The sequence below is a fragment of the Staphylococcus gallinarum genome (genome assembly GCF_029774255.1).
Classification (GTDB): Bacteria; Bacillota; Bacilli; order Staphylococcales; family Staphylococcaceae; genus Staphylococcus; species Staphylococcus gallinarum.
In genome coordinates, this window is the sequence record NZ_CP069082.1 from 1,680,452 (window position 1) to 1,707,150 (window position 26,699).

Here is a 26,699-nt window from a genome sequence, read left to right on the forward strand (position 1 = left end):
TCCTTTTATTGTTATACGCCTCAATCCGAGCTAATCGTCGGAGTTTCGAACTAGCCAAGATAAAGGTGCTTTAATGTGCTCTACACATTAGACTTAAATATTATATGATATATCGTCTCCAAAATCAACCGCTAATAAGTATTTCGCTTTTTCTTTATCTTTGTTCATCTGTTCCACAAGAGGATCGATACCATCAAATTTGATCTCAGGGCGTAAAAAATGATGCCAAAATACAGTTACTCTTTCTCCGTATATATCATCGTTGAAATCAAAGATGTTAACTTCAATAACCACTTGTGCTACAGATGGATCATGAAATGTAGGTTTAACGCCTACATTGGCTACACCACGATATACTTTATGATCCGACCCAATTTCCATGCTTACTGCATAGACACCATTTTTAGGCAAGACGTAATCATCACTCGGTTGAACATTAGCAGTAGGGAACCCAATTGTTCTACCACGCTTTTCACCTTGTACGACTGTCCCTTTAATTCGAAAACGATAGCCTAATTCTTCATTTGCTTTTTGTAAATCACCGGATTTTAAAGCCTTGCGAATTGCTGTTGTGGAAATTTTCTCAGATTCAATTTCTTGTTTACTCACAGTGGTTGTATTAAATTCTGACATTTCATCTAAAATTAACATATTCCCTTTTCCAAATTTACCAAAAGTAAAATCAAATCCGGCAACAACTTCTTTAACATGATTTTTGATAATATAATCTTCTATAAAGGATTCGGCAGTAACATCTGCGAATTTTGATGAAAAATTAATTACGATACAGTAATCAATACCAAATGTTTCAAGAATTTCAACTTTATCTTGAATTGGTGTTAAATAATCTGTACGTTTTAACTCTGGATTAAGTACAACTGATGGATGAGGGTCAAATGTCATTACAGCCTTTTTCAAATTTTTCTCTTCAGCTATTTGTGATAATGTATCGAAGACCTTTGCATGTCCCTTATGCATGCCATCAAAAAAGCCAAAAGCCATTGCAACATCTTCTTGTATATATTGTTTTTCTTGAATTGGATGTGCTACTTCAATCACTTTCATGTCTATTCTCCTTTAGTTAAAGACCTTTTTAGGTTTTATTTCATCTTGCTTTTCAGGATGTGGTTCATAAATTGCTAATACCTTTTTATCAGTCGCATTAATCATTGCAACCTGATTCGCTATTTCTACATCAAACAGTCGCTTATTAAATTTTTGACCATTCAAAATCTTCTGTTGCATAGTAGCTTCAGTAATAACAATTTGCTGTAAACCTTTTAACCCATATTCTATAGGAAATAATTTATCTTGTAACGTCTCTTGCTCAACTAATTGAGCAATTTCATGCAATTTATAACTATCTTTTAATGCAAAGCCACCACTATCAACTCTAGTCAATTGAGACATATGTGCTGGTATATTGACTTCCTTTCCAATATCAGTCGCAAGCGTTCTAATATATGTACCTTTCCCACAAGTCACAAAGATATCAAATTGACATCCACCTTGGTCAAAGGTCAAATCCGAAGTACGCTGTATATCCTTAATATTCACTGTACGTTCTGGTCTTTCAACTTCAATATTTTTACGGGCATATTCGTATAACTTCTTACCATTAACTTTGACAGAAGAATACATAGGTGGGATTTGCTTAATTTCACCATGAAATCGCTGTAATACGTCATCTATTATACTTGTATTAATATCAGAAGTTGTAACCTCAGCAACCGCTAATGTTTCACCTGTTTGATCTTCTGTTGTTGTACTTTTACCAAGATACACTGTTGCTTGATATGATTTTCCCATATCCATAATATAGTCACTGACCTTTGTCGCATTGCCGATACATACTGGTAATACCCCAGCTACTTCCGGGTCTAATGTTCCAGTATGACCTACTTTTTTTGTTTTTAATATTTTCCTTAATTTAAATACGACATCGTGACTTGTTAAACCACGCTCTTTATAAACAGGTAAAATACCGTTATACATTTATTTCGCCACCTTCAATATTACATAATACAATCATCATATATTCTAACATGTAACAGCTTTTTGTAGAGCATAAAAAAACTGAAACAAAATTACATTTCAATTTTGCTTCAGTAGTATTTACTATTTATCTTTTTTATGCAAGTCTTGAATCATTCTCTCTATTTTATTACCATAATCAATCGACTCATCGTATTCAAAGTTTAACTCTGGAACAATTCGTAATCGCATTCGTGATCCTAATTCAGATTTTATAAAGCCTTTAGCTTTTTCTAGTCCTTTGAATGTATCGTCGATTTCACGTTTGCTACCAAGCACCGTAAGATATACAGTTGCAATAGATAAATCATTTGTTAATTGCACATCAGTTATAGTTAAAAACCCAATTCTTGGATCTTTGACTTTGTTGTTAGCAATATCCATTATCTCTTGTTTCATTTGCTCTCCAACACGTTCTGCTCTCATATTCATATTCATTTCACCTCACAACGGTTTGTTTATTTTGTAATTGGCGTCATCCTTACTTAGCGATTATATGATAGTTTATTTCATAACGTCAAACAAATATTATCACTTTATAAATTCAGATTGACAAATAACACATATCAATTTAAGTTGCGCGGAATTATAAAGTGCGAAATTATTTTAACAGTTAGGCATGATTTTTATTCCTAACTGTTAATTTTTGAAACGAATATGAAATAAAATGTTATTTGTTACATTTTATATTGCCTGAACGTTTAGTTTTTATGCCTAAGTGTTTATTTTATATCACTTTTTGTTACAGAGTAGCTTGCCTTTTACATAATAAATTTATAATAAAAAAGTGTTACGCATTATATATAACAAATGGTATAATGTAAAACTAATGAACATTTTAAATGCTTATTACAAAAATTATTAGGAGCGTGCAATTTGGAAAAACCTGAACGTTTATTATATATCTACACACGTTTTTTAAATGGCAAAACATTAAATAAAGAAGCGCTAGCAGAGGCATTAAATGTTAATTTACGTACCATCCAACGAGATATCAGTGATTTAAATCACTTTATATATGAAGATGCTGAATGGCAAGGTTTAGGTGGTACGATTATTTATGATAAAAACATCGAACAACACCGTTTAAAAATTGATAAATATAAATTTGAAAGTAATCGATTATTAAATCTAGTGTTTAGAATGAAAACATTGACACCTATCATTCATGAAGATACCTATAACCTAATTAGAGGATTAAATGCCAACATTAATATGGCTGAAAAAATGCTTTCTAATAAATTATTAAATCAATTTAAACTCAACAAAGTAAAAGTTGAATCTCAACTCATTTTCAAAATTCAAATTGCTATTGAAAACTATGAATTTATTTCTTTATCAATCAATAATCAACAGCAAATAAAGGTCATACCCATTTATACACGCTATTATGATAGACATCATTGGTTTACTTATTATTATCACGGAGAAATCACCTGTGTGAATTTAGCTAATGTTAGAGACGTTACTCCTTTAAATGATCAATTCCATTTAGATATTATTAATAAAATAGAACCTGTCAAACTGCACTTTAGTACTTCTATTTGGAATGAGATACATAAACAATTTATAGTGGCACATACACAAAATGTTGAAAATGGCGTCATTGCTAACATTATAATTTCACAACAAGAATGTTTACAACTTGCTTATAAATATGCCAGTGAAATAACTATTTTAAAACCTCAAATTTATGTTGATGCCTTCAAAACTAAATTAAAACAGCTATTCAATAAATACCATTAATTTTCAAGCAATCTGTCCTAATTAACATTCTGACCACTTTTTTATTTTTTTAACAAAAATGAAACCCCTAAGCGTTAGCATTTTCATCCAACATTAGGGGTATATACTTCAAGTTATTGTTGTTGTAGTGTGCGTTGTAAATTGCGAATACGTTTATTAAAATCTGACGCCCCACCTTCACGTGCTTCTTTTTGTTGTCTATTCCATCTATAGTATTCAGGCTTGGTGAGTTCTTCTTTTTTACGTAAGCGCAATTTATGCTCTTTATAGCTTAATAGATTACCTGTCGTTATTCTTCTATTTTGTTTAGATGCCAAAACAAATAAGTTTTCCTTGATATAAGTACAAAGTTTTTCATCAGTAAAGTTTTTGAAAATAGAAATAAATAATTCTTCTTCACTGCAAATATATATTCTCTCTTTACTATCCTCTATCATTTTCAACAGCAAATTAAAATTTTCCCTTTGAGACGGTAATATATGGTTTAATGTTAAAAAATCACGTGGTATACCTGCACTATGGCCAGCTTGATAAGGAAAGAAATTCAATACCATGACTCTGTTCGGGTCAATATTAAATTGCTTCAACATAGACGAATTACTGTATAGAAATTTTACAAACCATCTATGCTTATCAATATAAGGTAGGAATAGTTTTTCATTATTGAACGTTAACTTACCTTGGATATCTAAGACAATACGCTTTCTATATTCTATAGCCGTATCATCAGAAAGATTAGTATTATAACTATTAAAATCTTTTTCAGGATGCTTTTTTAATATAACGATATCTGCTTTCTCAGGATTGCCGAAAAATGGTCTGGCCATCGCCGGATTAATTAAATTTTCATTCGAAATTACTTTTCTTCTATCTTTATTAATTGAAATTATACCATTTGCAAAGTCTATCATCTTTTTGAACCTTGGTATTTCAGCAAAATCTTCACCGAAATGCTGCTTTAAATATAATAAATCTTGTGGATGTATGAAGGCTGTTCGATCATTATTTTCGATAATTTGATTTAACGTATGGTCATCATACACGGCATCATATTGTTCTAAATATTGTTGCCAAAATTCATTGATTTCATTTAAATATCTGCTCATATGGTATAACCTCCTCTTAATAGTATTATAAATAAGTAACTGGACAGTAAGTGTCCGTCTTATAAAAAAAAGTAAATTTTCTATATATAAATTAACTAATCTTTGCCTATTAATACGAAAACGATTAATATTTTATCATATCTTTATTTTTCAATCATCTCTAACTATAATTTTCCTAATCAATATAGTTTATAAATATTCATTATATATATACTTACTTTGCTATAAAAATGGTCTGGTTTATTATTAATATTATTTAGAAAACTTCATATGCATCTCCAGTAACAATGCCGAAATATGATGTGCTAAAAATAATGTGACTTGTATTTTGATTAATTAATATAGGAAGTATAAATGAGTAATATTAATAAAGTGATTCAATATTGTTAAAGATAGAAACTTTTGAAGAATAATACAGATAATAAAATAAATTTAAGAATGATTAAAGAAATTTAAAATGCAGATTCTTTGAAGGTTAACTTATTTGAGATAGAAAAATCGTCTTCCGTAAAACTAATGATTAAATCATTTATTTTTATTCATAGTAATTTTATAAGTGTATTATACCTTTTGTGATATCCATGAAAGGTATAGCTCATATTATTAATTAATAGTTATTACATGAATTCCGAAATAAAAACCGTTAATAAATAAATGATTTTATAATTTTTACTAAATAAATTTTATAATAAATATAATTATATCATCTAGTTATATCTTTAGTACAGTAAAGTGAGTTTTGCAGCTAGAAAAAGATCATTTGACAATGGTAATGGTATCGCCCTTTTATTGCTTAATTTATTGCACTCGTATTGTTGGCGAGACTCCTGAGGGAACAGGACATGCTGAAGACTACAGGCTGAAGCTGGCCCCTAGGAACGCGAGCCAACAATACGATTATAAAACAAAAAAAGTAGTAATCCATTTCTCTTAAATGGATTACTACTTATCTATTTAATCATATATTTTTATAAATCTAAAAATCACTCAATTATCTTTTAATTTCAACCATTTCAAAGGCCTCGATAATATCGCCTTCTTTAAGGTCATTATACTTTTCAATTGTAATACCACATTCGTAACCTTGTGCAACTTCTTTTGCGTCATCTTTAAAACGTTTCAATGTATCCAATTCACCTTCAAATTGTACGATACCGTCTCTAATCACGCGCACACCAGCATTACGAGTTATTTTACCATCTATAACATAACTACCTGCGATAGTACCAACTTTAGACACTTTAAATGTTTGTCTAACTTCTGCTTGTCCGATAACTTGTTCTTCGTATTCAGGATCAAGCATACCTTTCATAGCTGATTCAATTTCTTCGATAACGTTATAAATAACACGGTGTAAACGCATATCTACACCTTCTGCTTCTGCCGCACGTTTTGCACCAGTATCAGGTCTCACATTAAAACCAATGATAATACCATTTGATGCATTAGCCAATGTTACATCTGATTCATTGATTGCACCAACTGCAGTGTGAATTATACGTACATTTACACCTTCAACATCAATCTTCATTAATGACGCTGCCAATGCTTCAACAGAACCTTGAACATCACCTTTAATAATCACATTTAAGTCTTTCATTTCACCTTGTTTCATTTGTTCAAACAAGTTATCTAATGAAACGCTTTTACTCTCTTGACGTTGTTGTAACACATTAGATTCGTGACGTGCTTCGCCTATTCTACGTGCTTGTTTTTCATCTTTAAATACAACGAATCTATCCCCAGCTTGAGGAACATCGTTGATACCAGTAATTTCAACAGGTGTAGATGGACCAGCAGTCTTAATGCGTTGACCTAAGTCATTAACCATTGCACGAATTCTACCATACGTATTACCTACAACGACTGGATCACCAACGTTTAGTGTACCGTTTTGTACTAATAATGACGCAGCTGGACCTCTAGATTTATCTAATTCAGCTTCAATAACTGTACCCACAGCACGTTGACTAGGATTTGCTTTTAATTCTTGTACTTCAGAAGTCAAGACAATCATTTCTAATAAATCATCGATACCTTCTCCACTTAAAGCAGAAAGTGGTACAAAGATTGTATCGCCACCCCAGTCTTCTGGAATTAAACCATATTCAGTTAATTCTTGCATAACGCGGTCTGGGTTTGAAGTTGGTTTGTCAATCTTATTCACAGCTACGATTGTTGGTACATCTGCTTCTTTAGCATGATTAATGGCTTCGATTGTTTGTGGCATAACACCATCATCTGCTGCAACAACTAAGATAGTAATATCTGTAACTTGTGCTCCACGCGCACGCATAGTTGTAAATGCTGCGTGACCAGGTGTGTCTAAGAATGTAATCTTCTTACCGTCATTGACGATTTGATAAGCACCGATATGTTGTGTAATTCCACCTGCTTCACCAGCAGTTACTTTTGTATTTCTTATAGAATCTAATAATGTTGTTTTACCGTGGTCTACGTGACCCATAATAGTGACAACAGCTGGTCTTTCTACTGCTTGTTCATCTTCAGATGGATCATCGAAGTATACAGATAAATCCTCTTCATCTATCACAACTTCTTTTTCAATTTCAACGCCATAATCATCAACGATTAATTCTAATGTTTCATCGTCTAATGATTGGTTGATATTTGCCATGATCCCCAATAAGAATAACTTTTTAATGATACCTGATGAATCAACATTTAATTTGTCTGCTAATTCACCAACTGTAATTCCATCTTGATAAGTAATTTTTGAAGGAGTTTCTTTAGGTTCTTCTTGTTTTGGTTGTTTCTTGTTATTTTTGTTGTTACCTTTATTATTCTTGTTGTTGCCTTTATTATTTTTCTTGTTGTTATTTTTAGGTGCTGGTTTTTGATTTGATTTTGGTTGTGATTTCTTTGAATCAGTTGATTGGCTTGCTTTGAATTTTTTATCTAATTCTTTAATTTGATCAGCTTCCAAAGCTTGCATATGATTTGAAACCTCAACGTTCATTTTCTTTAATTCATCTATAATGTCTTTACTTTTTATATTTAACTCTTTTGCATATTCGTAAATTCTTTGTTTACTCATATAGTCACTCCTTACTATATTCATCTATCATTGACAATAATTTCTTAGCAAAACCTTGATCGGTAATTCCTATGTTGACTCTTTCTGATTTTCCTAATGCTTGTCCTAGTTCAACTCGTGAAGCAAAAATGCGCATAGGCACACGATTGCTGTCGCATTTATTCTTAATCACCTTTGTAGTGTTTTCAGAAGCATCTGATGCGACAATCACGAATTTTAATTTGTTCTTTTTCAAGTCATTTAAAATAACTGATTCACCTGTTTTAACTTTTCCAGCACGCATTGCTAAGCCTAAAAAATTTATTATTTGGTCTTTGTTCATTTAGGAATCTCTTCGCGATATATAAGACGTATAATTTCTTTATAAACTGGATCTAAAGTTTCTGCATCGGCTTTGAAATATTTTTCTAGGATACCTTTTTCTTGTGCTTGTTCAACTGATTTAACATCTTTAGATACATATGCACCGCGACCCTGTTTCTTGCCAGTTGCATCAGCAAATATTTCGCCTTCTTTGTTAATTACTACACGAATCATGTCATTTTTAGGAAACATCTCATTCGAAAGTATACATTTACGCATTGGAATTTTTTTCTTTTTCATAAAGCGATCACTCCAATTAATTATTCAGCGTCTTTATCTGTTTCTGAATTTTCTGGTGCTTCAGTTATTTCAGAAATTGATTCTTCCAATTCAATGTCTTCTGTATCCTCAACTGGTTGTGCTTTTGTTTCAGCTACTGGATAAACACCTGCTTCTCTAGCATCTGATTCTGATTTAATATCGATCTTCCAACCTGTTAATTTTGCAGCTAATCTAGCATTTTGACCACGTTTACCAATTGCTAATGATAATTGGTAATCAGGTACAACAACAACAGTTGATTGATTTTCTTCATCAACGATAACTTGTAATACTTGTGAAGGACTTAAAGCATTTTTCACGAATACTTTCGGGTCTTCATCCCATTGAACGATGTCAATTTTTTCTCCACCAAGTTCTTCTACAACCGCTTCAACACGAGCACCCTTTGAACCCACACATGCGCCAACTGCATCGATGTCTGGATTATCAGAATGCACACTAATTTTAGAACGGTCGCCTGCTTCACGTGCAACTGATTTGACAATAACTGTGCCATCGAAGATTTCTGGTACTTCTTGTTCAAACAAACGTTTTAACAAACCTGGATGACTTCGTGATACATAAATTTGTGGCCCTTTCGTTGTTTGTTCCACTTTATTAACATAAACACGAATTCTTTCATTTGGAATATAACTTTCATTAGGGCTTCTTTCAGCTTCAGATAACACAGCTTCTGTACGTCCTAAATTTACATAAACATAACGATGATCTACTCTATCGATAAGTCCAGTAACAATATCGTCTTCTTTATCGATAAATTCATCGTATAAAATTTCGCGTTCAGCATCACGTAAACGTTGCATTACTGCTTGTTTCGCAGCTTGTGCGCCCACACGGCCAAAGTCACTTGGTGTAACATCCTCTTCATAAATATCACCGACTTCGTAAGCTGGGTTCTTAACCAATGCAGTACTTAAATCGATTTCGTCTCTATCATCAAAGACTTCTTCTACTACATCTTTACGTGCAATCACTTTAAATGTGCCTTGGTCCATATTTAATTCAACACGAACGCTTCTCGCACTATCATAATTTTTCTTATAAGCAGTAATTAAAGCTGCTTCAATTGCGTCGATTAATACTTCTCTAGGGATTTTTTTTTCTTTTTCTAAATATTCAGTAGCTAATAATAGTTCATTACTTGACACGATTTATCCTCCTAATCACGTTAAATCATTACAGCATGACGTGCTTTAGCGATTTTACTTCTTGGAATTTTAACTTGTTTCTTTTTAGATTTTTCCTTTACTTCCATAACAATAGTTTCATCATCAACTGATTGTAAAATACCTAGCCATTCCTTTTCGCCTTCAATAGGTGCATATAAAGAAACAAATACCGGTTTAGAAATAGCGTTTTGATAATCTTTTTCTTTTTTGATTGGTCTTTCAGCACCAGGTGATGCCACATCAAGATAATACATTTCTTGAATAGGATCTTCTTGGTCCATTACTTCACTAATCTTTTCAGATGCTAATGCACAGTCATTCAAGTCCACGCCACCATCTTTATCGATTGAAACTCTTAAGAAATGGTCTTTTCCTTCTTTAGTAAACTCAACTTCAACTAATTCAAAATTTAAGTCGTCAAGCACTGGTTGAATAATTGCTTCAACTTGCTCAGTTATTTTACTCATGCTGACCTCCTTTTTTGGCAAATAGAAAAGAGCGGGTATTATGCCCACTCTTTCTGCCTGAGTCTAATTTTTTAAGCACTATTATTATATCATATGTTATTCATGTAGACAAATAACTACATAATCACAATCCCGTGATGACAATATGACATGGCATTTGTGTTAAATTTAGACGCTTTATTTACTTTTACATAATTATTCAATTCTTTTACTTTTGAAAAAGTGGACACAACATTATGTTAAGTGATTCCTGCTTACATATCAAATATAGATAATTGCGCTTTATCGGGTAAATTTGGTAAAGAACCCAATTCATCTAGGTAATCAATAACTTTTTGTGATAATCCGGCCTTTTTGTTTAAATCTTCTTTAGATAAAAATGGTCCTTCATCTCTAGCTTCCACAATTCTTTGAGCAACGTTTTCACCTAAGCCTGGAACCGAAATGAATGGTGGAATTAATGTGTCACCTTCAATAATAAATTCAAATGCTTTACTTTTCTCTAAACTGATTGGTTGCATTCTATAGCCTCTTTGTGCCATTTCATTCATTATTTCTAATACAGTTAAGGTATCTTTTTCCTTTTTAGCTAAATCCATATAACGTGAATACATATCTTTAACAGTGTTACGGATGCTAACTTTATCTTTAATCATTGTTATTAAATCAAAATCTGACGCTCTCACTGTAAAGTAACTTGCATAATAATACAATGGGTGATGTACTTTAAAGTATGCTATACGAACAGCCATCAAAACATATGCAGCAGCATGTGCTTTCGGGAACATGTATTTAATCTTTCTACATGAATCTAAATACCAATCTGGCACTTCATTATCCACCATAGCTTCAACCATATCATCTGTTAGACCCTTACCTTTTCGGACAAATTCCATAGTCTTGAAGGCAAGCGAAGGCTCTAAGCCGTTATACATTAGATAAACCATAATATCGTCACGACAACAGATAACACTAGATAAATCACATGTGCCTGAGCGTATTAAGTCTTGTGCATTACCTAACCATACATCCGTACCATGGGACAGACCTGAAATTCTTACTAATTCTGAAAAACTAGTCGGCTTCGTGTCCTCAAGCATTTGTCGAACAAATCCAGTACCAAATTCTGGCACCCCGAATGTTCCCGTCTTACACAGAATATCATCAGCAGTTACACCTAAAGGATCTGGTGAGCTAAATATTCCCATCGTTTCTTTATCATCAACTGGAATCGTCTTAGGATCAATACCAGATAAATCTTGAAGCATTCTTATCATTGTAGGATCATCGTGTCCAAGGATATCAAGTTTCAATACATTATCATGAATAGAATGGAAATCAAAGTGCGTCGTCATCCATGATGATGATTGATCATCTGCTGGGAATTGAACCGGTGTAAAGTCATAAATATCCATATAATCTGGTACAACAATAATACCACCTGGATGTTGCCCAGTTGTCCTTTTAACACCTGTACAACCTTTAACTAATCGGTCTACTTCGGCGCCTCGTTTGTGAATTCCTTGGTCGTTTAAATAACCTTTTACAAATCCGAAGGCAGTTTTTTCAGCAACAGTACCAATTGTACCTGCACGGAATACTTTATCTTCACCAAATAATACTTTGGTATAATTGTGTGCTTCTGGTTGATATTCACCACTAAAGTTCAAGTCAATATCAGGTACTTTATCACCTTTAAATCCTAAGAACGTTTCGAAAGGTATGTCTTGTCCCTCTTTAATTAAATCACAATCACAGTGTGGACATTTTTTATCCGGTAAATCAAACCCTGAACCTACAGAACCATCATCAAAGAATTCACTTTCCTTACATTGAGGGCAAATATAGTGTGGCGGCAATGGATTTACTTCTGTAATTTCGGTCATTGTCGCAACAAAACTAGATCCAACCGAACCACGTGAACCAACTAAATAACCGTCATCTAATGATTTTTTTACCAAGCGTTGCGAAATCAAATAAATTACTGCGAAACCATTACCGATAATACTTGCCAATTCTTTTTCGAGCCTATCAATAACAATTTGTGGTAGGTCTTCACCGTAAAGTTTTTTAGCATTAGAATAACTTAGTTCACGTATTTCTTCATTGGCTCCATCCATACGTGGTGTATATAATTCATCTTTAATCGGAACTACACGTTCGATACGATCAGCTAATTCATTCGTATTTTTCACAACAATCTCATATGCTGTCTCTTCACCTAGGAAATGTAGTTCATCGAGCATTTCATCTGTTGTTCTAAAATGTGCTTCAGGTAACGTAGATCGATTTAGTGGATTCCCAGGCTGTGATGCAATCAATATTTTTCGAGCAATACTATCATGTTCAAATAGATAATGCGCATTGCCTGTAGCGATGACTGGAATTTGGTTTGTTTGACCAGCTTGTAATAAACGTTGATAAATTTCGTGTAGCGTTTCGTTGTCTCTAACCAATTCTCTATCAATTAAATCTTGGTACAATGCTGGTGGTTGTACTTCAATAAAATCATAATATTTCGCAATTCTCTCTACTTGAGATTGATCCTTTTGCATTACCGCAGTAAATACTTCACCTTCGTCACAAGCAGAACCAACAAGTATTCCTTCACGATATTCGTCTAGCAACGAACGTGGAATTCTTGGCGTTCTATAGTAATAATGGACCAATGATTCACTAACGATTTTAAAGAGATTTTTCAAACCTTGTTGGTTTTGTACAATAAGTGTTACATGGTTTGGTCGCGCTCTTTTATATGCATCTTCATTGGAGAGTGACTGATTAATATCTTTATGGTTATTAACACCTAATTCCTCTAATTGCTTTAACATTTTAATGAAGATATAAGCCGTTGCTTCTGTATCATAAATGGCTCTATGGTGTTGTGTCAGTTCAACGCCATACTTTTTAGCCAAGAAATTCAAGCCATGTTTACCATATTCTGTATTAATCGTACGTGATAACTCTAAGGTATCAATTACACCATTAGTTGACTCACCTAAACCAACATGTTCATATCCTGTATCAATGAAGCCCATATCAAATGAAGCGTTATGAGCTACAAATATTGCATCTCCAACCCATGCTTTAAATTCTGTGAGTACTTCTTCAATTTCAGGTGCATCTATTAACATATCATCCGTAATATGCGTTAGATTGATAATTGTTTCTGATAATCTTTCATGTGGATTACTGAAACGTTCAAATTTATCAATAATTTCGCCATCTTTGACTTTAACTGCAGCAAGTTCAATGATTTTATCATATTGGTTTGATAGCCCTGTTGTTTCCACGTCAAATACAACATATGTAGCAGATTTCAAGTCACAATCAAATGGTTTATAAGCAATAGGAACACCGTCGTCAACGAGCATGCCTTCCATACCATAAATCATTTTAATGCCGTTTTTTTCTGCGGCATTATGAGCGTCTGGAAATGCTTGAACAACATTATGATCTGTTACAGCAATTGCTTTATGTCCCCATTTTGCAGCTTGCTCTACATATGCAGAGATATTAGGAATACCATCCATTTGGCTCATTGATGTATGTAAATGGAATTCAACTCTTTTATCCTCAGCTTTATCTTGCTTTGGATTCTTTTTAATTTCTTCAATATCCGACATCATCATCACTAGATCACGTACGAATGTATCCTCTTCAATTCTTCCTTGTGCACGAACCCATTTTCCGACACTCAATGCTTTAAAATGATCTAAATCATCTTTATTTTTACGTGTAAACATTTTTAGTACTAATGAATCTGTGTAGTCAGTTACCTTTAGTTCTACGATATGACGACCACTCTTCAATTCTTTTAAGTTAATATCAAAGATAACACCTTCAACAGCTACTTTGAATTCTTCTTCGACTATTGATTCTATAGAACGAACATTTTCAATTTGAATTGGTTTACCAATTTGACATTTCGTTACATTACTTTCATTGTTGTCTTGTTGTTTTGCCTTTTCAGCTTTCATTTTTTCTAATTTTTCTGTTGCTTCACGCGCACTTTGCTCATCTTCTTGTTGAATATGTGCCTCGAGTGAAGCCAAATCATCTTCAGTACCAACACTATCTGTTTCAAAGATAATACCGCTGATATCAAAACCACATTGCTGATACGCTTTAATCAAACTACCGTTACATGCCTTATCAAAATGGTTACGCTCAACATCATTTTGACACATGACCTTCAAGACATCACCAGACATAATCAATTTCTTTTGCTTCAATTGTCCTTTAACTTTTGGTGATAACTTAGTTTGATCAATACAATAACTAAAATATTTAATCGCATACTCATCTTGATTTGCTTTATTTTGAATAGTAAAGTTACAACTTACTTTAGCTATAGATTTAAATTCTTCTTGAATGGCATTAATAAATAATAAATAGTTTTCTATAGATAAAAAGTACGGGAATGTAATTTGAAATATCCAAGAACGATCTGCCGTCGATACATCAACTCGATTTAATTCACTTTGCTCAAGAAATTCTGAATCTAACTGATTCGCAATCTTAATTTGATCAGCTAAGACTTTGAATTTTTCCTGATTTGTCATTGCCATGACGATTACCACCTTACTTTGTATTACACTGTTTTTATTTTTCTCTCAATGACGGTGTATGTATTTTTTATCATTCTCTATATTATAACGCATTTACCTATATTTCTAATATATAAATGCATCACTTTTAAAAATTCCCACAATTCATAAAAGTGGCGCAATGCATAGTATGAAACATAGTAATTCATAGAAAAAAGAGTGGAATCGAAATCTCTGGGTATATCAGATTTCTTAGTCCACTCCCTATTATGCATTTCTTGTGTTGAGCTAATCATAAATTAGCGTCTCAATTCAGATCTGTACGCTCATTTCTATGCCTTATAACAATTTGATTTATTATATGTTTTAAAATCTAATGCTATTTAATCGTGCATATTAATTCTAATTTCTCTATCATATAAACGGTTAAATTGACTTATTAATATGCCAAATAATTTAATTAAAGTTTCGTATATAACTCATTCACATAATTAATTAAATCATTCACATGTATCTCTTCGCTTTCACCATTGTCTCTACGTTTAACTTCAACAATACCTTCGGCAGCATTTTTACCGACAACGACTCTAATTGGTAATCCAATTAAATCTGCGTCGTTAAATTTAACACCTGCGCGTTCTTTACGATCATCATACAACACGTCGAAATGTTCAGCTAATTGTGTATATAAATCATCACCTAATTCACGCTGATCATCTTTCTTTGGATTAATCGTAATCAAATGTAAATCAAATGGAGTAACTGATTTTGGCCAAATAATACCATTTTCGTCGTTATTTTGTTCAACGATAGCACTTAACGTTCTTGATACACCAATACCATAACAACCCATTAATAATGGTTTTGCTTTACCTTGATTATCTAAAAACGTAGCATTCATTGACTCTGAATACTTGGTACCTAATTTAAAGACTTGTCCTACCTCAATACCTTCTGCGAATTTAGCAGCACCAGATCCGTCCGCTAATGCTTCACCTTCTATTATAAACCTGAAATCTCCAAAAGCAGTAACATTAAAGTCACGATCTAAATTTGCATTCAATAGGTGGTAACCATCTTCGTTTGCACCAACAACAATATTATTTAAATCTTGGATATAGTTATCTGCGTAAACTTTAATTTCTTTATCAGTAACTGGTCCTAATGAACCTGGTTTTGCCCCCAATAAATTAACAATTTCAGCTTCTGTAGCTAATTCAATATTGTCTGTCTCAAAATAAGCCTTTAATTTAATATCATTAATTTCATGGTGACCACGTACCAAGACCATGATAAATTCACCATCAACTTTAAATACCATAGATTTAGTAATTTCATCTAATGGTTTCTCAAGAAAGTCTGCCAACTCTTTTGCTGTATGAATGTTTGGCGTTTCAATTTTTGATAACGGTTGAATTTCATCATGTTTTTCATTTGGTACATAAACAACTTCAGCTTTTTCAATATTTGCGGCATAGTCACTTTGTTCACTATAGACAATCGTATCTTCACCGATTTCACTTAATGCCATAAATTCATGTGTATGACTACCACCAATTGCACCAGAGTCAGCCACTACTGGACGTGCATTGATACCAACACGTTTAAATATACGACCATAAGCATCATACATATCATTATATGATTCATCTAAAGATGCTTCATCTGCATGGAATGAATATGCATCTTTCATGATAAATTCTCGTCCACGTAATAAACCAAAGCGTGGGCGCTTTTCGTCTCTAAATTTCGATTGAATTTGGAATAACGTCAATGGTAATTGCTTATAAGATTTCAATTCATCTCTAACAATTGATGTAACAACTTCTTCGTGTGTTGGACCTAATGCAAATCCTCGTCCATTACGATCTTGTAAACGCATAAGTTCAGGACCGTATGCATCCCAGCGTCCAGACTCTTCCCAAAGTTCTGCTTGTTGTAATGCAGGCATTAAGATTTCCACTGCATCGATACGTTCCATTTCTTCTCGAACAATACTTTCTATATTATTTAATACTCTTGCTGCTAGTGGTAAATAGCTATAAATACCACTTGTACTTTGTTTAATTAACCCCGCTTTTAATAATAAACGATGGCTTAATGCTTCAGCACCAGAAGGAACTTCTTTCATCGTTGGTATAAATACTTTTGATTGTCTCATTACTTTGTTTGCTCCTCTCTAATCTACATTATAAGAAATAGCGTTGGATATCATTCCAAGTCACTAAGACCATAATTATCAATACAAATACCGCACCAATTGCAATAATTGTTGTTTCTGCCTTTTTATTAACTGGCTTTCTAAAAATTGCTTCGTAAATTACAAATAAAATTCGGCCACCATCAAGTGCAGGAATAGGTAGTAAATTCATTAAACCTAAGTTAACACTCAATAATGCAGTCCACGAAATTAAATTTATAATACCAGTTTTTACAACTGAATCCACATTGTGATATATACCCACAGGACCATTTAACATATCAAATGAAAATTGACCGGTGAAAATACTGGCAATCATACTTAAAATTGCAGTAAAGATTAATTTACCTGCAAATATTGTTCTTTCAATACCAGAGACAATTGGTTTAAATAGCGAATGTTCGGTTCCAGGTTGATAGCCAAGTATATATTTTGTCTCAGACTGTGTTTTCGTCATTTTTTGTTCTACTTTTTTAGGCTTAACTTCAACCGATTTCTCTTTCCCATCGCGTTCTACCGTAACCTTTGTTTTCTGATCTTTCACATTGGCCATCGCTTTATCTATATCATCTTTATTTTTGATATCATAGTTGGCTATTTTAGTGATTTTATCACCAGATTGTAACCCTGCTTGTTGGGCAGGTGTATGATCAAAAACTTTATCTATACTATTTGTAGGCGTACCTTGATAATAAGCCAGTCCGATAAAAATAACTAAAGTAAGTAAAAAATTAAATAATGGACCTGCAAATAAAGTTAAAAACTTTTGGTAAGGCTTTTTATATGTGAATTGACGATCTTTAGGTGCAATTTGAATCAAGCTACCATTTTCCACAAAGAAAGCTTTTTTAGCGATTTGATAATGGTGACGTTCTTGATCATGAGCTGTGACACCTTCAATGTATAAGCCTTCACTAAAATCACATTGCTTTACTTCAATTGCTTCGATTTGTTGGAATTTATGTTGATCGTCTAATATGATATGCGTTATTTCGTTATTATCATTCACTTTGATTTTAACATGCATTCCAGGTTGTACAGGTGATTCTTCTAAACCATCACCCGCCATTCGAACATAACCACCAACTGGCAATAGTCGAATTGTATATAACGTTTCATTCTTTCTGAAACTAAATATTTTGGGACCCATACCAATAGCAAATTCGGGGCACATAATTCCTGCTCTTTTGGCAAAGAACATATGTCCATATTCATGAACGGAAACCAGTACACCAAATACGATGATAAAAGATATTATTGTTACTAGAAAACTCAATTCAATACACCTCATATTTTTCGATATAAATTAATTATTGTGACGTTGTTACCATCTTTAAACATTTAATTACATATTATTGTTTCTTAAGCATTACTCAAGATTATAAAAGTATAACACAACTCTACTTTACGTTACACATAACTATACCAATTCGATATGATCTAATTTTTAACATAGATTTTCTAACCTTGTGAAAAGGAGTTAAGAAACAATTTCACCTAATTACTTAGAAATTAGGATCCATTATTCATTAACTCCTGTAAAAGATATATCTATTTTACGTGTAAATCTATAATTTAAACTTACATTTGAATAAGGAAAATATTTAATAATGGTAATACAAACATAAAGCTATCAAATCTATCGAGAATACCACCGTGACCAGGTAAAATTCGGCCGGAATCTTTCACACCAAAGTGACGTTTAAATCCAGATTCAACTAAATCACCTAACTGACCAAACATACTTAGTATCACTGTAAGAATTAATAATAACCATGTCGCAATATCAAAGTCCACAAACATAATCATAATTAATGGAACAATTAAACTACAAATCAAACCACCAATAAAACCTTCGATTGTCTTATTAGGACTAATTACAGGCCACAGCTTATGTTTACCCATTAGGCGACCAAAGATATATGCTCCTGTATCAGTTAACCATACCACTAAAAAGGCAAATAATATGTAATGTATACCTTCTGATCGTGTTTCATATAAGTACATAAATCCAATACCAACATATGCAATTGACATTAAACAGAAGGCTGCGTCCATAAAACTAAATCTATTTTTCGACAATACTGTATAACTTAATAGAATGAAACTCATTGCAATTAATGATTTAAGTTGTAAATCATTAACCCATGTACCAGCATCTTGTGGCAACATAATAATAAACACACCTAATGCACTTATTATACCTGGAATTGATAAGAACTTAATCATATTCATATTTAGCAATTCTTTTAAACCGATAAAAGCAAGTAAATATGAAAATAAAATTAAACTAAATCCACCTTTTAATAAAATTGGAAGGAAAATGATCAGCGCAATAATTGCTGTTAAAGTTCTAACTTTCATACTTTTCTCCTAACTATCTATAACCCCGCCAAATCGACGTTGGCGTGATTGATAAATTTTAATACAATTTATTAACTCTTCTTTGTCGAAGTCGGGCCACAATTTTTCATTGAAAATAAATTCACTATATGATGCTTGCCAAATTAGGAAATTACTAATTCTTTGCTCTCCTGAAGTTCTAATTAGCAATTCCGGATCTGGATAACGATGTGTCATTAGGTGTTTTTCTATCATTGCTTCATTAATCGAATCACTTGTAAGTCCCTCATTAGATAATTCATCGAATATTGTTTTCATACTCTGCACAATTTCTGCACGACCGCCATAGTTCAATGCAAAGATTAAACGTAAGCCGGTGTTGTCTTTCGTTTCTTCAATCGCTTTATTGATAGCTTTTAATGTTGAATCTGGCAAGTGTTCCATAAAACCAATTGTTTCAACTTTTACATTTTTTTCAATCAATTCTGGTAAAAATGTTTTCAAGAAATTAACAGGTAAATTCATGATATAGTTAACTTCACTTTTAGGTCTAGACCAATTTTCTGTAGAAAACGCATATAACGTTAAGTATTTAATACCTAAATCACTAGCTTCTCTAGTAATTTCTTTAACTGTTTGCATACCTTGATAATGACCCTTGATGCGAGGTAACTTTCTTTTTTTTGCCCATCGACCATTTCCGTCCATTATGATTGCAACATGTTCTGGTATATTATGTAAGTCTATTTCAGAATTTAATTGCTGTGATTGTTTCTTTTTCTGTTTATTTAACTTTTTAAACATGGTATTTCCTCCGAGCTTGCGTCTCTCTGTTTATTATAATAGGTTCACGATACATTTATCTACCATTTTATCATAATAGATAAGCACGTTGAATAAACAAATAAAAAAACTGTACCAAAGTCCTATTTGATACAGTTCAGATAAAATTATGCATTGCTATAATAATTATGATGACATGCTTACGCAATATGCTCATAACTTAGAATAAATGCATTCTTACCATGTTTATACTGACATTATATCTTTTTCTTTTTCGTCTAATAGTTCATCTACTTGTTTAATAGAATCGTCAGTTAACTTTTGAACATCCTCTGTTTGAGATCTTAAATCATCCTCAGTGATGTCGCCATCTTTTTGTTGTTTTTTAAGTTCGTCATTAGAATCACGGCGAACATTTCTAATTGCAACTTTAGCATTTTCACCGATTTTTTTAACGTCTTTAACTAATTCTTTACGACGCTCCTCAGTTAATGCTGGTACACTAATACGAATTACTTCACCATCACTTGAAGGATTAACACCAAGATTTGCAGCATTAATTGCTTTTTCAATATCAGCAACAGAAGACTTGTCATATGGAGAAATCACTAATAAACGTGCTTCTGGCACATTGATGCTTGCTAATTGTTGAACTGGTGTAGGTGCACCATAATAATCAACTGTTACTCCGTTTAATAAATTAGAATTGGCTCTACCTGCACTGATATTAGCTAATTCTCTTGATAGATTATCAATAGATTTTTTCATTTTTGACTTTGTGTCTTGAAGAATGTCACTCATTGTCATACACTCCTAATTATTTTGTAATTAAAGTTCCTATTTTTTCGCCCATTACAGCACGTTTAATATTACCTTCTTCTGTAATTGAAAATACATTTAATGGAATATTATTATCCATACAGAATGATGATGCTGTTGAGTCCATTACTTGTAAACCTTCTTGTAACATTTGAATATGAGTAAGGTGTTCATATTTGACCGCGCTTGAATCTACTTTAGGATCTGCAGAATAAACGCCATCAACGTTATTTTTACCCATCAAGATAACATCAGCTTCAACTTCCGCTGCACGTAAAGCTGCAGTTGTGTCAGTAGAAAAGTATGGATTACCTATTCCAGCTGCGAAAATTACAACACGTTTTTTCTCTAAATGTCTGATTGCACGGCGTCGAATGTATGGTTCTGCTACTTGTTTCATTTCAATTGAAGTTAAAACGCGCGTATCACATTCTAGTTGCTCTAAACTGTCTTGTAATGCTAATGCATTCATTACAGTAGCTAACATACCCATATAATCCGCTGTACCACGATCCATACCGAGGTCACTACCTGTCTTACCTCTCCAAATATTGCCGCCACCAACGATGACTGCAATTTCGCAATCCATCTTAGCAACTTCTGCCACTTGTTCAGCAACACTTTTTATAATGATTGGATTAATTCCAAAACCATCCTCACCTGCTAGTGCTTCGCCACTTAATTTTAAAACAACACGTTTGTATTTAGAAGTTTGAGCCATTGTCTTATCCTCTCTATTGTAAAAATATGTAATTGATACAAGTAAAGAAGACACAATAGGTCTTCCAATACAAAAGTAAATCTTTCATATGGAGCACAAAAGGTGTCTTCTTTCTTGTTCAAGCTATGAAAAATTATTTCATTTGTCCTTTAACTTCGTCAGCAAAGTTTTCTTCGCGTTTTTCCATTCCTTCGCCTACTTCATAACGTACGAAGTCAACAAGTTTTCCACCTTTAGATTTTAAGAAAGCTTCAACTGTTTGATCAGGATCTTTTACAAAGTTTTGGTCAACTGCACAAATTTCTTGTAAATATTTACGTAAACGACCTTCTACCATTTTTTCAACGATATTTTCTGGTTTACCTTCATTTAATGCTTGTTGTTTTAATACTTCTCTTTCGTGAGCAATTTCATCTTCACTTACTTGTTCAGATGAAACATATTTAGGATTGATTGCTGCAATGTGCATTGCTACATCTTTTGCTGCTTCAGCATCAGTAGAACCTTCTACTACTGTTAATACACCGATACGTCCACCCATGTGTAAGTATGAACCGAATGAATCGTTGTCAGTTTTTGTTCTCACAGCAAAACGACGAATGCTTAATTTCTCACCGATTGTAGAAATTGCTTCTTTCATACGTTGGTCTACTGTTTCACCACTTGGTAAAGTAGTTTCTAATAATGCTTCAACTGAATCAGCTTTAGATTCTAATACTTGGATAGCAATTTCTTTAACTAAGTTTTGGAAACCTTCGTTACGTGCAACGAAGTCAGTTTCTGAGTTGATTTCAACAATTGCTGCTTCGTTTCCTTTCTCCTCAACATGTACTAGACCTTCTGCTGCAATACGATCAGATTTTTTAGCTGCTTTTGCAATACCTTTTTCACGTAGGTAGTCAACTGCTTTATCAATATCTCCATCAGTTTCTGTTAACGCTTTTTTACAGTCCATCATACCAGCGCCAGTTTTTTCACGTAATTCTTTTACAAGTTTAGCTGAAATTGCCATTTCATATTCCTCCATTATTAATGAATTTTAATAAATTTATCTTAAAAAAAGGTGATAAGCCTATTTATCTTATCACCCATTTTACATTATTCTTAGTTTGATTCAACAGAAGTGTCTTCTTCAGTTGTTTCTGCTTCAGTAGCTTCTTTAGATTCTTCTAAATCAATGTTTTGTTCAGCTGCTACTTCTTCATTTGATACACCTTGTTGACCTTCTAAGATTGCATCTGCCATTTTACCAGTTAATAACTTAACGGCACGGATAGCATCATCGTTAGCAGGGATAACGTAATCAATTTCATCAGGATCACAGTTAGTATCCACGATACCTACGATTGGGATGTTTAATTTACGTGCTTCAGCAATTGCGTTGCGCTCTTTACGAGGATCAACAACGAATAATGCTTGAGGCATTGATTTCATATCACGAATTCCGCCTAAGAATTTAATTAAACGGTCATATTCTTTTTTAAGTTCTACAACTTCTTTTTTAGGTAATACTTCGAATAGGCCATCTTCTTCCATTTTTTCAATTTCAGAGATACGTTTAATACGTTTAGAGATTGTTTTATAGTTAGTTAAGATTCCACCCAACCATCTTTGGTTAACGTAGAATTGACCAGAACGCTCAGCTTCAGCTTTAACTGATTCTTGAGCTTGTTTCTTCGTACCAACGAATAAAACTTTACCGCCATCTTCAGAAATTTGTTTGATGAAGTTATAAGCTTCTTCTACTTTTTTCACTGTTTTTTGTAAGTCGATAATGTAAATACCGTTTCTCTCAGTGAAGATATATCTTTTCATTTTTGGGTTCCAACGGCGTGTTTGGTGACCGAAGTGAACACCTGCTTCTAGCAATTGTTTCATTGAAATTACTGCCATGATTAAATTCCTCCTATTGGTTTTCTACCTCCATAAAAAGCTCATACAAACACGATAATGAATTATCGCACCGTTTATACTTTCACTTCTTATGTGTGTATTGGCTTTATAGCCGTGAATAAATATATCACATTTGTATTTATAAAGCAACTATTTCATTAGTTGAATTATGACATAAAAAAAGAACGTGTTATAACAATGAACGAAATTTATAACACGCGTTCAACCTAGTCAATTCTCACGTTCTTTTTTTATATACAACATTAAATTCTTTTTATTTAAAACGATCTAATTCGTCTAAGAACTTATCTTTTTTAACTTTAATGAAAGTACCTTTCATACCGAGTGAACGTGACTCTATAACGCCCGCACTTTCTAATTTACGTAATGCATTAACAATAACTGATCTTGTAATGCCAACACGATCTGCAACTTTAGAAGCAATAAGTAGGCCTTCTTTTCCGCCTAACTCTTCAAAAATATGCTCGATTGCTTCACTTTCAGAATATGATAATGAGTTGATAGCCATGCTAATTGCAGCTTTATCTCGAGCTTCTTTTTCAACTTCATTATGCTTTTCTCTTAAAATTTCCATACCGATTACTGTTGCAGCATATTCACCTAATACTAGGTCATTTTCAGAGAAATCATCTTGAACTCTACCTAATACTAAAGTACCTAAACGTTCCCCACCACCTAGAATTGGGAAGATTGTCGTACGACTATCAGTAAATAGATCTTTATTTTCAGGTGGGAATACTGTGAGTACATTTTCAATGTCAATATTAGATTGTGTTTCCTTTACGTCCATTAATTGGTCTGTATACTCACTTGGGATATGACGATTTTCAAGCATTTGAATAATACGTTCATTTTTTAATAATTCGTTTAAGCTTGATCCTAAAATTTTCCCTTTTCTTGAAACGATAAATACATTTGTTACCGTTACACTACTAATCGTTTGCGCCATATCTTTGAAATCAACGGCAATTCCTTTATGCTTTTGCAAAAGTGTGTTTAATTCTCTAGTTTTCGATAATAAGCTCATATTCTTACTCCTTTGTAATTTATATTATAAAATAAATGCACTTAAATCTTTATTTGTTGAGATTGTTTTCAATTTATCATCGACATATTGTGGTGTAATATCAACCACAGCATTCGGCATATTTGGTGCTTCAAACGATAAATCTTCAAGCATTTTCTCTAAAATCGTGTGTAGTCGACGTGCACCGATATTATCCGTATCTTGATTGACTTGGAATGCAATTTCAGCTAAACGCTGAATCGCTTCGTCAGTAAAGTTCACCGTCACATCTTCTGTTTGTAACAATGCTTCATATTGTTTGATAAGTGATAATTTAGGCTCTGTTAATATGCTAACAAAATCTTCTACTGAAAGACTTTCTAATTCAACACGAATTGGAAAACGACCTTGCAACTCAGGAATTAAATCACTTGGCTTAGCAACATGGAATGCACCAGCACCAATAAACAGCATATGTTCCGTACTTACAGTACCATATTTCGTTTGAATCATGCTACCTTCAAGAATTGGTAAGATATCTCTTTGAACGCCTTGTCTTGACACATCTTGACCAGAATTTTGATTATTTGTGGCAACTTTGTCTATTTCATCAATAAAGATAATGCCCATTTGTTCTGCTAGTTCAATTGCTTCTTGGTTTGCTGATTCTTGATCGATCAATTCATCTGCAAATTCATCTGCTAATATTTTTCTCGCAGTTTTTACTGGCACTTCTCGCTCTACCTTTTTCTTAGGCAATAATTGGTTCATCATATCTTGCATTTGTTGATTTTGGTTTGTACCTAACATACCCATAGCTCCTGGGTCTTGCTCAACTTTAATGCGAACTTTTTCCTCTTCTAGTTGCCCATTTAATAATTGTTGTTTGATTTCAGAGCGTTTAGTTTTAATTTCTTCAGTTGGGGCTTCTTCCTCTTCGTCACTATTCTGTCCGAAGTTAGGCATTGCCCCTCCAAATAATGATTCCAACGGGTTGTTATTTTGGTTCGCTTTTTTCTTCATACTAGGTACTAACAACTTAACCAGTTTTTCGTTTGCTTTCTCTCTAGCTTCATCTTCAACAAGTAATTTTTTTTGTTCCTTTACTAAACGTACTGCTACATCAACTAAATCTCTAACCATGCTTTCAACATCACGACCAACGTAGCCTACTTCTGTAAATTTAGTAGCTTCCACTTTGATGAAAGGCGCACCTACAATTTTTGCCATTCTTCTAGCAATTTCTGTCTTCCCAACACCTGTTGGACCAATCATTAAAATATTTTTAGGTGCAATCTCTTGCTTTTCTTCTTCAGAGAGCAAGCTTCTGCGATATCTATTTCTAAGCGCAACTGCGACTTTACGTTTTGCATCTTCTTGTCCGACAATATATTCATTCAGACTTGAAACGATATCTTTTGGTGTTAGTTTAATACCATTCGTGTCCATATCTGTATAACCTCCATTTATGCATAATAATTAAAAAACAATAATTAAATGCCTTATCGCTATACAAGCAATTGCTTATACTTTATCCGATTTCAAATATTTTATACATTTTTATTACTATATTTAAACTATTCTGTCATTCTAATTTATAATTCCTCGACGATAATATGATCATTGGTAAACACACAAATGTCAGAAGCAACTTTCAGACTTTCATATGCCATTTCCTTTGCAGATAAATGTGTTGCATGGCGTTTCAGTGCTCTCCCTGCGCTCAATGCATAATTACCACCTGAACCAATTGCAATTAAGTCATCATCTGGTGCAATGACTTCCCCTGTTCCACTTACAACTAGTAATGATTCTTGATCCATAACGATAAGCATCGCTTCAAGTTGACGTAATTGTTTATCGCCTCTCCATTCTTGAGCAAGCTCTACAGCAGCTCTTTCCAAATTACCTCCAAATTGTTGAAGCTTTGTTTCAAATTTTTCAAATAAAGTGAAGGCATCCGCAACGCTTCCTGCAAAACCAGCTAACACTTTATCGTTGTATAAACGTCGCACTTTTCTAGCAGTATTTTTCATAATTACTTGTTCCCCAAGTGTTACCTGACCATCACCTGCCATCGCAGAATGACCATTATGTTTCACAGCATATATAGTTGTTGCATGTATAGATGTACTCAT

Annotated in this window: 22 protein-coding genes; 1 reads left to right on the forward strand and 21 read right to left on the reverse strand. The window is 33.1% G+C overall.

All coding sequences use genetic code 11. The features are described 5' to 3' along the window. Positions 1 to 93: 93 nt before the first annotated feature. The 3 genes from JN168_RS07885 to rbfA form a co-directional block, all read right to left on the reverse strand. Positions 94 to 1,065, reverse strand: a complete 972-nt coding sequence (locus tag JN168_RS07885; protein WP_107512627.1) for a bifunctional riboflavin kinase/FAD synthetase — start codon at positions 1,063 to 1,065, stop codon at positions 94 to 96. 12 nt (positions 1,066 to 1,077) lie between these two features. Beyond that, the gene (gene truB / locus JN168_RS07890; protein WP_042738839.1) at positions 1,078 to 1,995 is read right to left on the reverse strand and encodes a tRNA pseudouridine(55) synthase TruB; all 918 of its coding nucleotides are present in this window, start codon (positions 1,993 to 1,995) and stop codon (positions 1,078 to 1,080) included. Positions 1,996 to 2,118: 123 nt separating this feature from the next. Further along, positions 2,119 to 2,466: a 30S ribosome-binding factor RbfA gene (rbfA, locus tag JN168_RS07895; protein WP_042738840.1), complete on the reverse strand. Its 348-nt coding sequence runs from the start codon at positions 2,464 to 2,466 to the stop codon at positions 2,119 to 2,121. A 444-nt stretch (positions 2,467 to 2,910) separates the two neighbouring features. Between rbfA and JN168_RS07900 the strand changes: the two genes are divergently transcribed. Further along, positions 2,911 to 3,780, forward strand: coding sequence for an HTH domain-containing protein (locus JN168_RS07900; RefSeq protein ID WP_042738841.1), 870 nt, complete (start codon positions 2,911 to 2,913; stop codon positions 3,778 to 3,780). 113 nt (positions 3,781 to 3,893) lie between these two features. Here the strand turns inward: JN168_RS07900 and JN168_RS07905 are convergent, their stop codons facing one another. From JN168_RS07905 to hslV, 18 genes are all read right to left on the reverse strand, one after another. Next, a complete protein-coding gene (locus tag JN168_RS07905; protein WP_042738842.1) occupies positions 3,894 to 4,886 on the reverse strand; it encodes a hypothetical protein in 993 nt (330 codons plus the stop codon). A gap of 991 nt (positions 4,887 to 5,877) precedes the next feature. Beyond that, positions 5,878 to 7,944, reverse strand: coding sequence for a translation initiation factor IF-2 (gene infB / locus JN168_RS07910; protein WP_042738843.1), 2,067 nt, complete (start codon positions 7,942 to 7,944; stop codon positions 5,878 to 5,880). A 4-nt stretch (positions 7,945 to 7,948) separates the two neighbouring features. Beyond that, positions 7,949 to 8,266, reverse strand: a complete 318-nt coding sequence (locus tag JN168_RS07915; RefSeq protein WP_042738844.1) for a L7Ae/L30e/S12e/Gadd45 family ribosomal protein — start codon at positions 8,264 to 8,266, stop codon at positions 7,949 to 7,951. Continuing rightward, entirely contained in the window at positions 8,263 to 8,547 is a 285-nt protein-coding gene (rnpM, locus tag JN168_RS07920; protein ID WP_042738845.1) for an RNase P modulator RnpM, read from the reverse strand. The genes JN168_RS07915 and rnpM overlap by 4 nt, the downstream gene beginning before the upstream one ends. 20 nt (positions 8,548 to 8,567) lie before the next feature. Then, positions 8,568 to 9,737 (reverse strand): transcription termination factor NusA, encoded by a 1,170-nt coding sequence (gene nusA / locus JN168_RS07925; RefSeq protein WP_107512724.1) that lies wholly within the window; start codon positions 9,735 to 9,737, stop codon positions 8,568 to 8,570. A 20-nt stretch (positions 9,738 to 9,757) separates the two neighbouring features. Next, positions 9,758 to 10,225, reverse strand: a complete 468-nt coding sequence (gene rimP / locus JN168_RS07930; RefSeq protein ID WP_042738847.1) for a ribosome maturation factor RimP — start codon at positions 10,223 to 10,225, stop codon at positions 9,758 to 9,760. Positions 10,226 to 10,479: 254 nt separating this feature from the next. Then, positions 10,480 to 14,796 carry a PolC-type DNA polymerase III gene (locus tag JN168_RS07935; RefSeq protein ID WP_042738848.1) on the reverse strand — a complete coding sequence of 1,439 codons (4,317 nt, stop codon included), beginning with the start codon at positions 14,794 to 14,796 and terminating at the stop codon, positions 10,480 to 10,482. Between the two features lie 439 nt (positions 14,797 to 15,235). Continuing rightward, the gene (locus tag JN168_RS07940; protein ID WP_232138692.1) at positions 15,236 to 16,936 is read right to left on the reverse strand and encodes a proline--tRNA ligase; all 1,701 of its coding nucleotides are present in this window, start codon (positions 16,934 to 16,936) and stop codon (positions 15,236 to 15,238) included. Positions 16,937 to 16,964: 28 nt separating this feature from the next. Further along, positions 16,965 to 18,251 carry an RIP metalloprotease RseP gene (gene rseP / locus JN168_RS07945; RefSeq protein ID WP_042738850.1) on the reverse strand — a complete coding sequence of 429 codons (1,287 nt, stop codon included), beginning with the start codon at positions 18,249 to 18,251 and terminating at the stop codon, positions 16,965 to 16,967. Positions 18,252 to 18,556: 305 nt separating this feature from the next. Continuing rightward, on the reverse strand, positions 18,557 to 19,339 hold the full coding sequence (locus JN168_RS07950; RefSeq protein ID WP_279525749.1) for a phosphatidate cytidylyltransferase: 783 nt from the start codon (positions 19,337 to 19,339) through the stop codon (positions 18,557 to 18,559). A gap of 9 nt (positions 19,340 to 19,348) precedes the next feature. After that, positions 19,349 to 20,122, reverse strand: coding sequence for an undecaprenyl pyrophosphate synthase (locus JN168_RS07955; protein ID WP_042738852.1), 774 nt, complete (start codon positions 20,120 to 20,122; stop codon positions 19,349 to 19,351). 225 nt (positions 20,123 to 20,347) lie between these two features. Next, positions 20,348 to 20,902 carry a ribosome recycling factor gene (frr, locus tag JN168_RS07960; RefSeq protein ID WP_042738853.1) on the reverse strand — a complete coding sequence of 185 codons (555 nt, stop codon included), beginning with the start codon at positions 20,900 to 20,902 and terminating at the stop codon, positions 20,348 to 20,350. A 16-nt stretch (positions 20,903 to 20,918) separates the two neighbouring features. Beyond that, on the reverse strand, positions 20,919 to 21,641 hold the full coding sequence (pyrH, locus tag JN168_RS07965; RefSeq protein WP_042738854.1) for a UMP kinase: 723 nt from the start codon (positions 21,639 to 21,641) through the stop codon (positions 20,919 to 20,921). Between the two features lie 133 nt (positions 21,642 to 21,774). Next, positions 21,775 to 22,653 carry a translation elongation factor Ts gene (gene tsf, locus JN168_RS07970; RefSeq protein ID WP_042738855.1) on the reverse strand — a complete coding sequence of 293 codons (879 nt, stop codon included), beginning with the start codon at positions 22,651 to 22,653 and terminating at the stop codon, positions 21,775 to 21,777. Between the two features lie 92 nt (positions 22,654 to 22,745). Further along, positions 22,746 to 23,534, reverse strand: coding sequence for a 30S ribosomal protein S2 (rpsB, locus tag JN168_RS07975; protein WP_042738856.1), 789 nt, complete (start codon positions 23,532 to 23,534; stop codon positions 22,746 to 22,748). A 274-nt stretch (positions 23,535 to 23,808) separates the two neighbouring features. Continuing rightward, positions 23,809 to 24,582 (reverse strand): GTP-sensing pleiotropic transcriptional regulator CodY, encoded by a 774-nt coding sequence (gene codY, locus JN168_RS07980; protein ID WP_042738857.1) that lies wholly within the window; start codon positions 24,580 to 24,582, stop codon positions 23,809 to 23,811. Between the two features lie 24 nt (positions 24,583 to 24,606). Further along, on the reverse strand, positions 24,607 to 26,010 hold the full coding sequence (gene hslU / locus JN168_RS07985) for an ATP-dependent protease ATPase subunit HslU (RefSeq protein WP_042738858.1): 1,404 nt from the start codon (positions 26,008 to 26,010) through the stop codon (positions 24,607 to 24,609). 146 nt (positions 26,011 to 26,156) lie between these two features. Then, positions 26,157 to 26,699 carry an ATP-dependent protease subunit HslV gene (gene hslV / locus JN168_RS07990; RefSeq protein ID WP_042738859.1) on the reverse strand — a complete coding sequence of 181 codons (543 nt, stop codon included), beginning with the start codon at positions 26,697 to 26,699 and terminating at the stop codon, positions 26,157 to 26,159.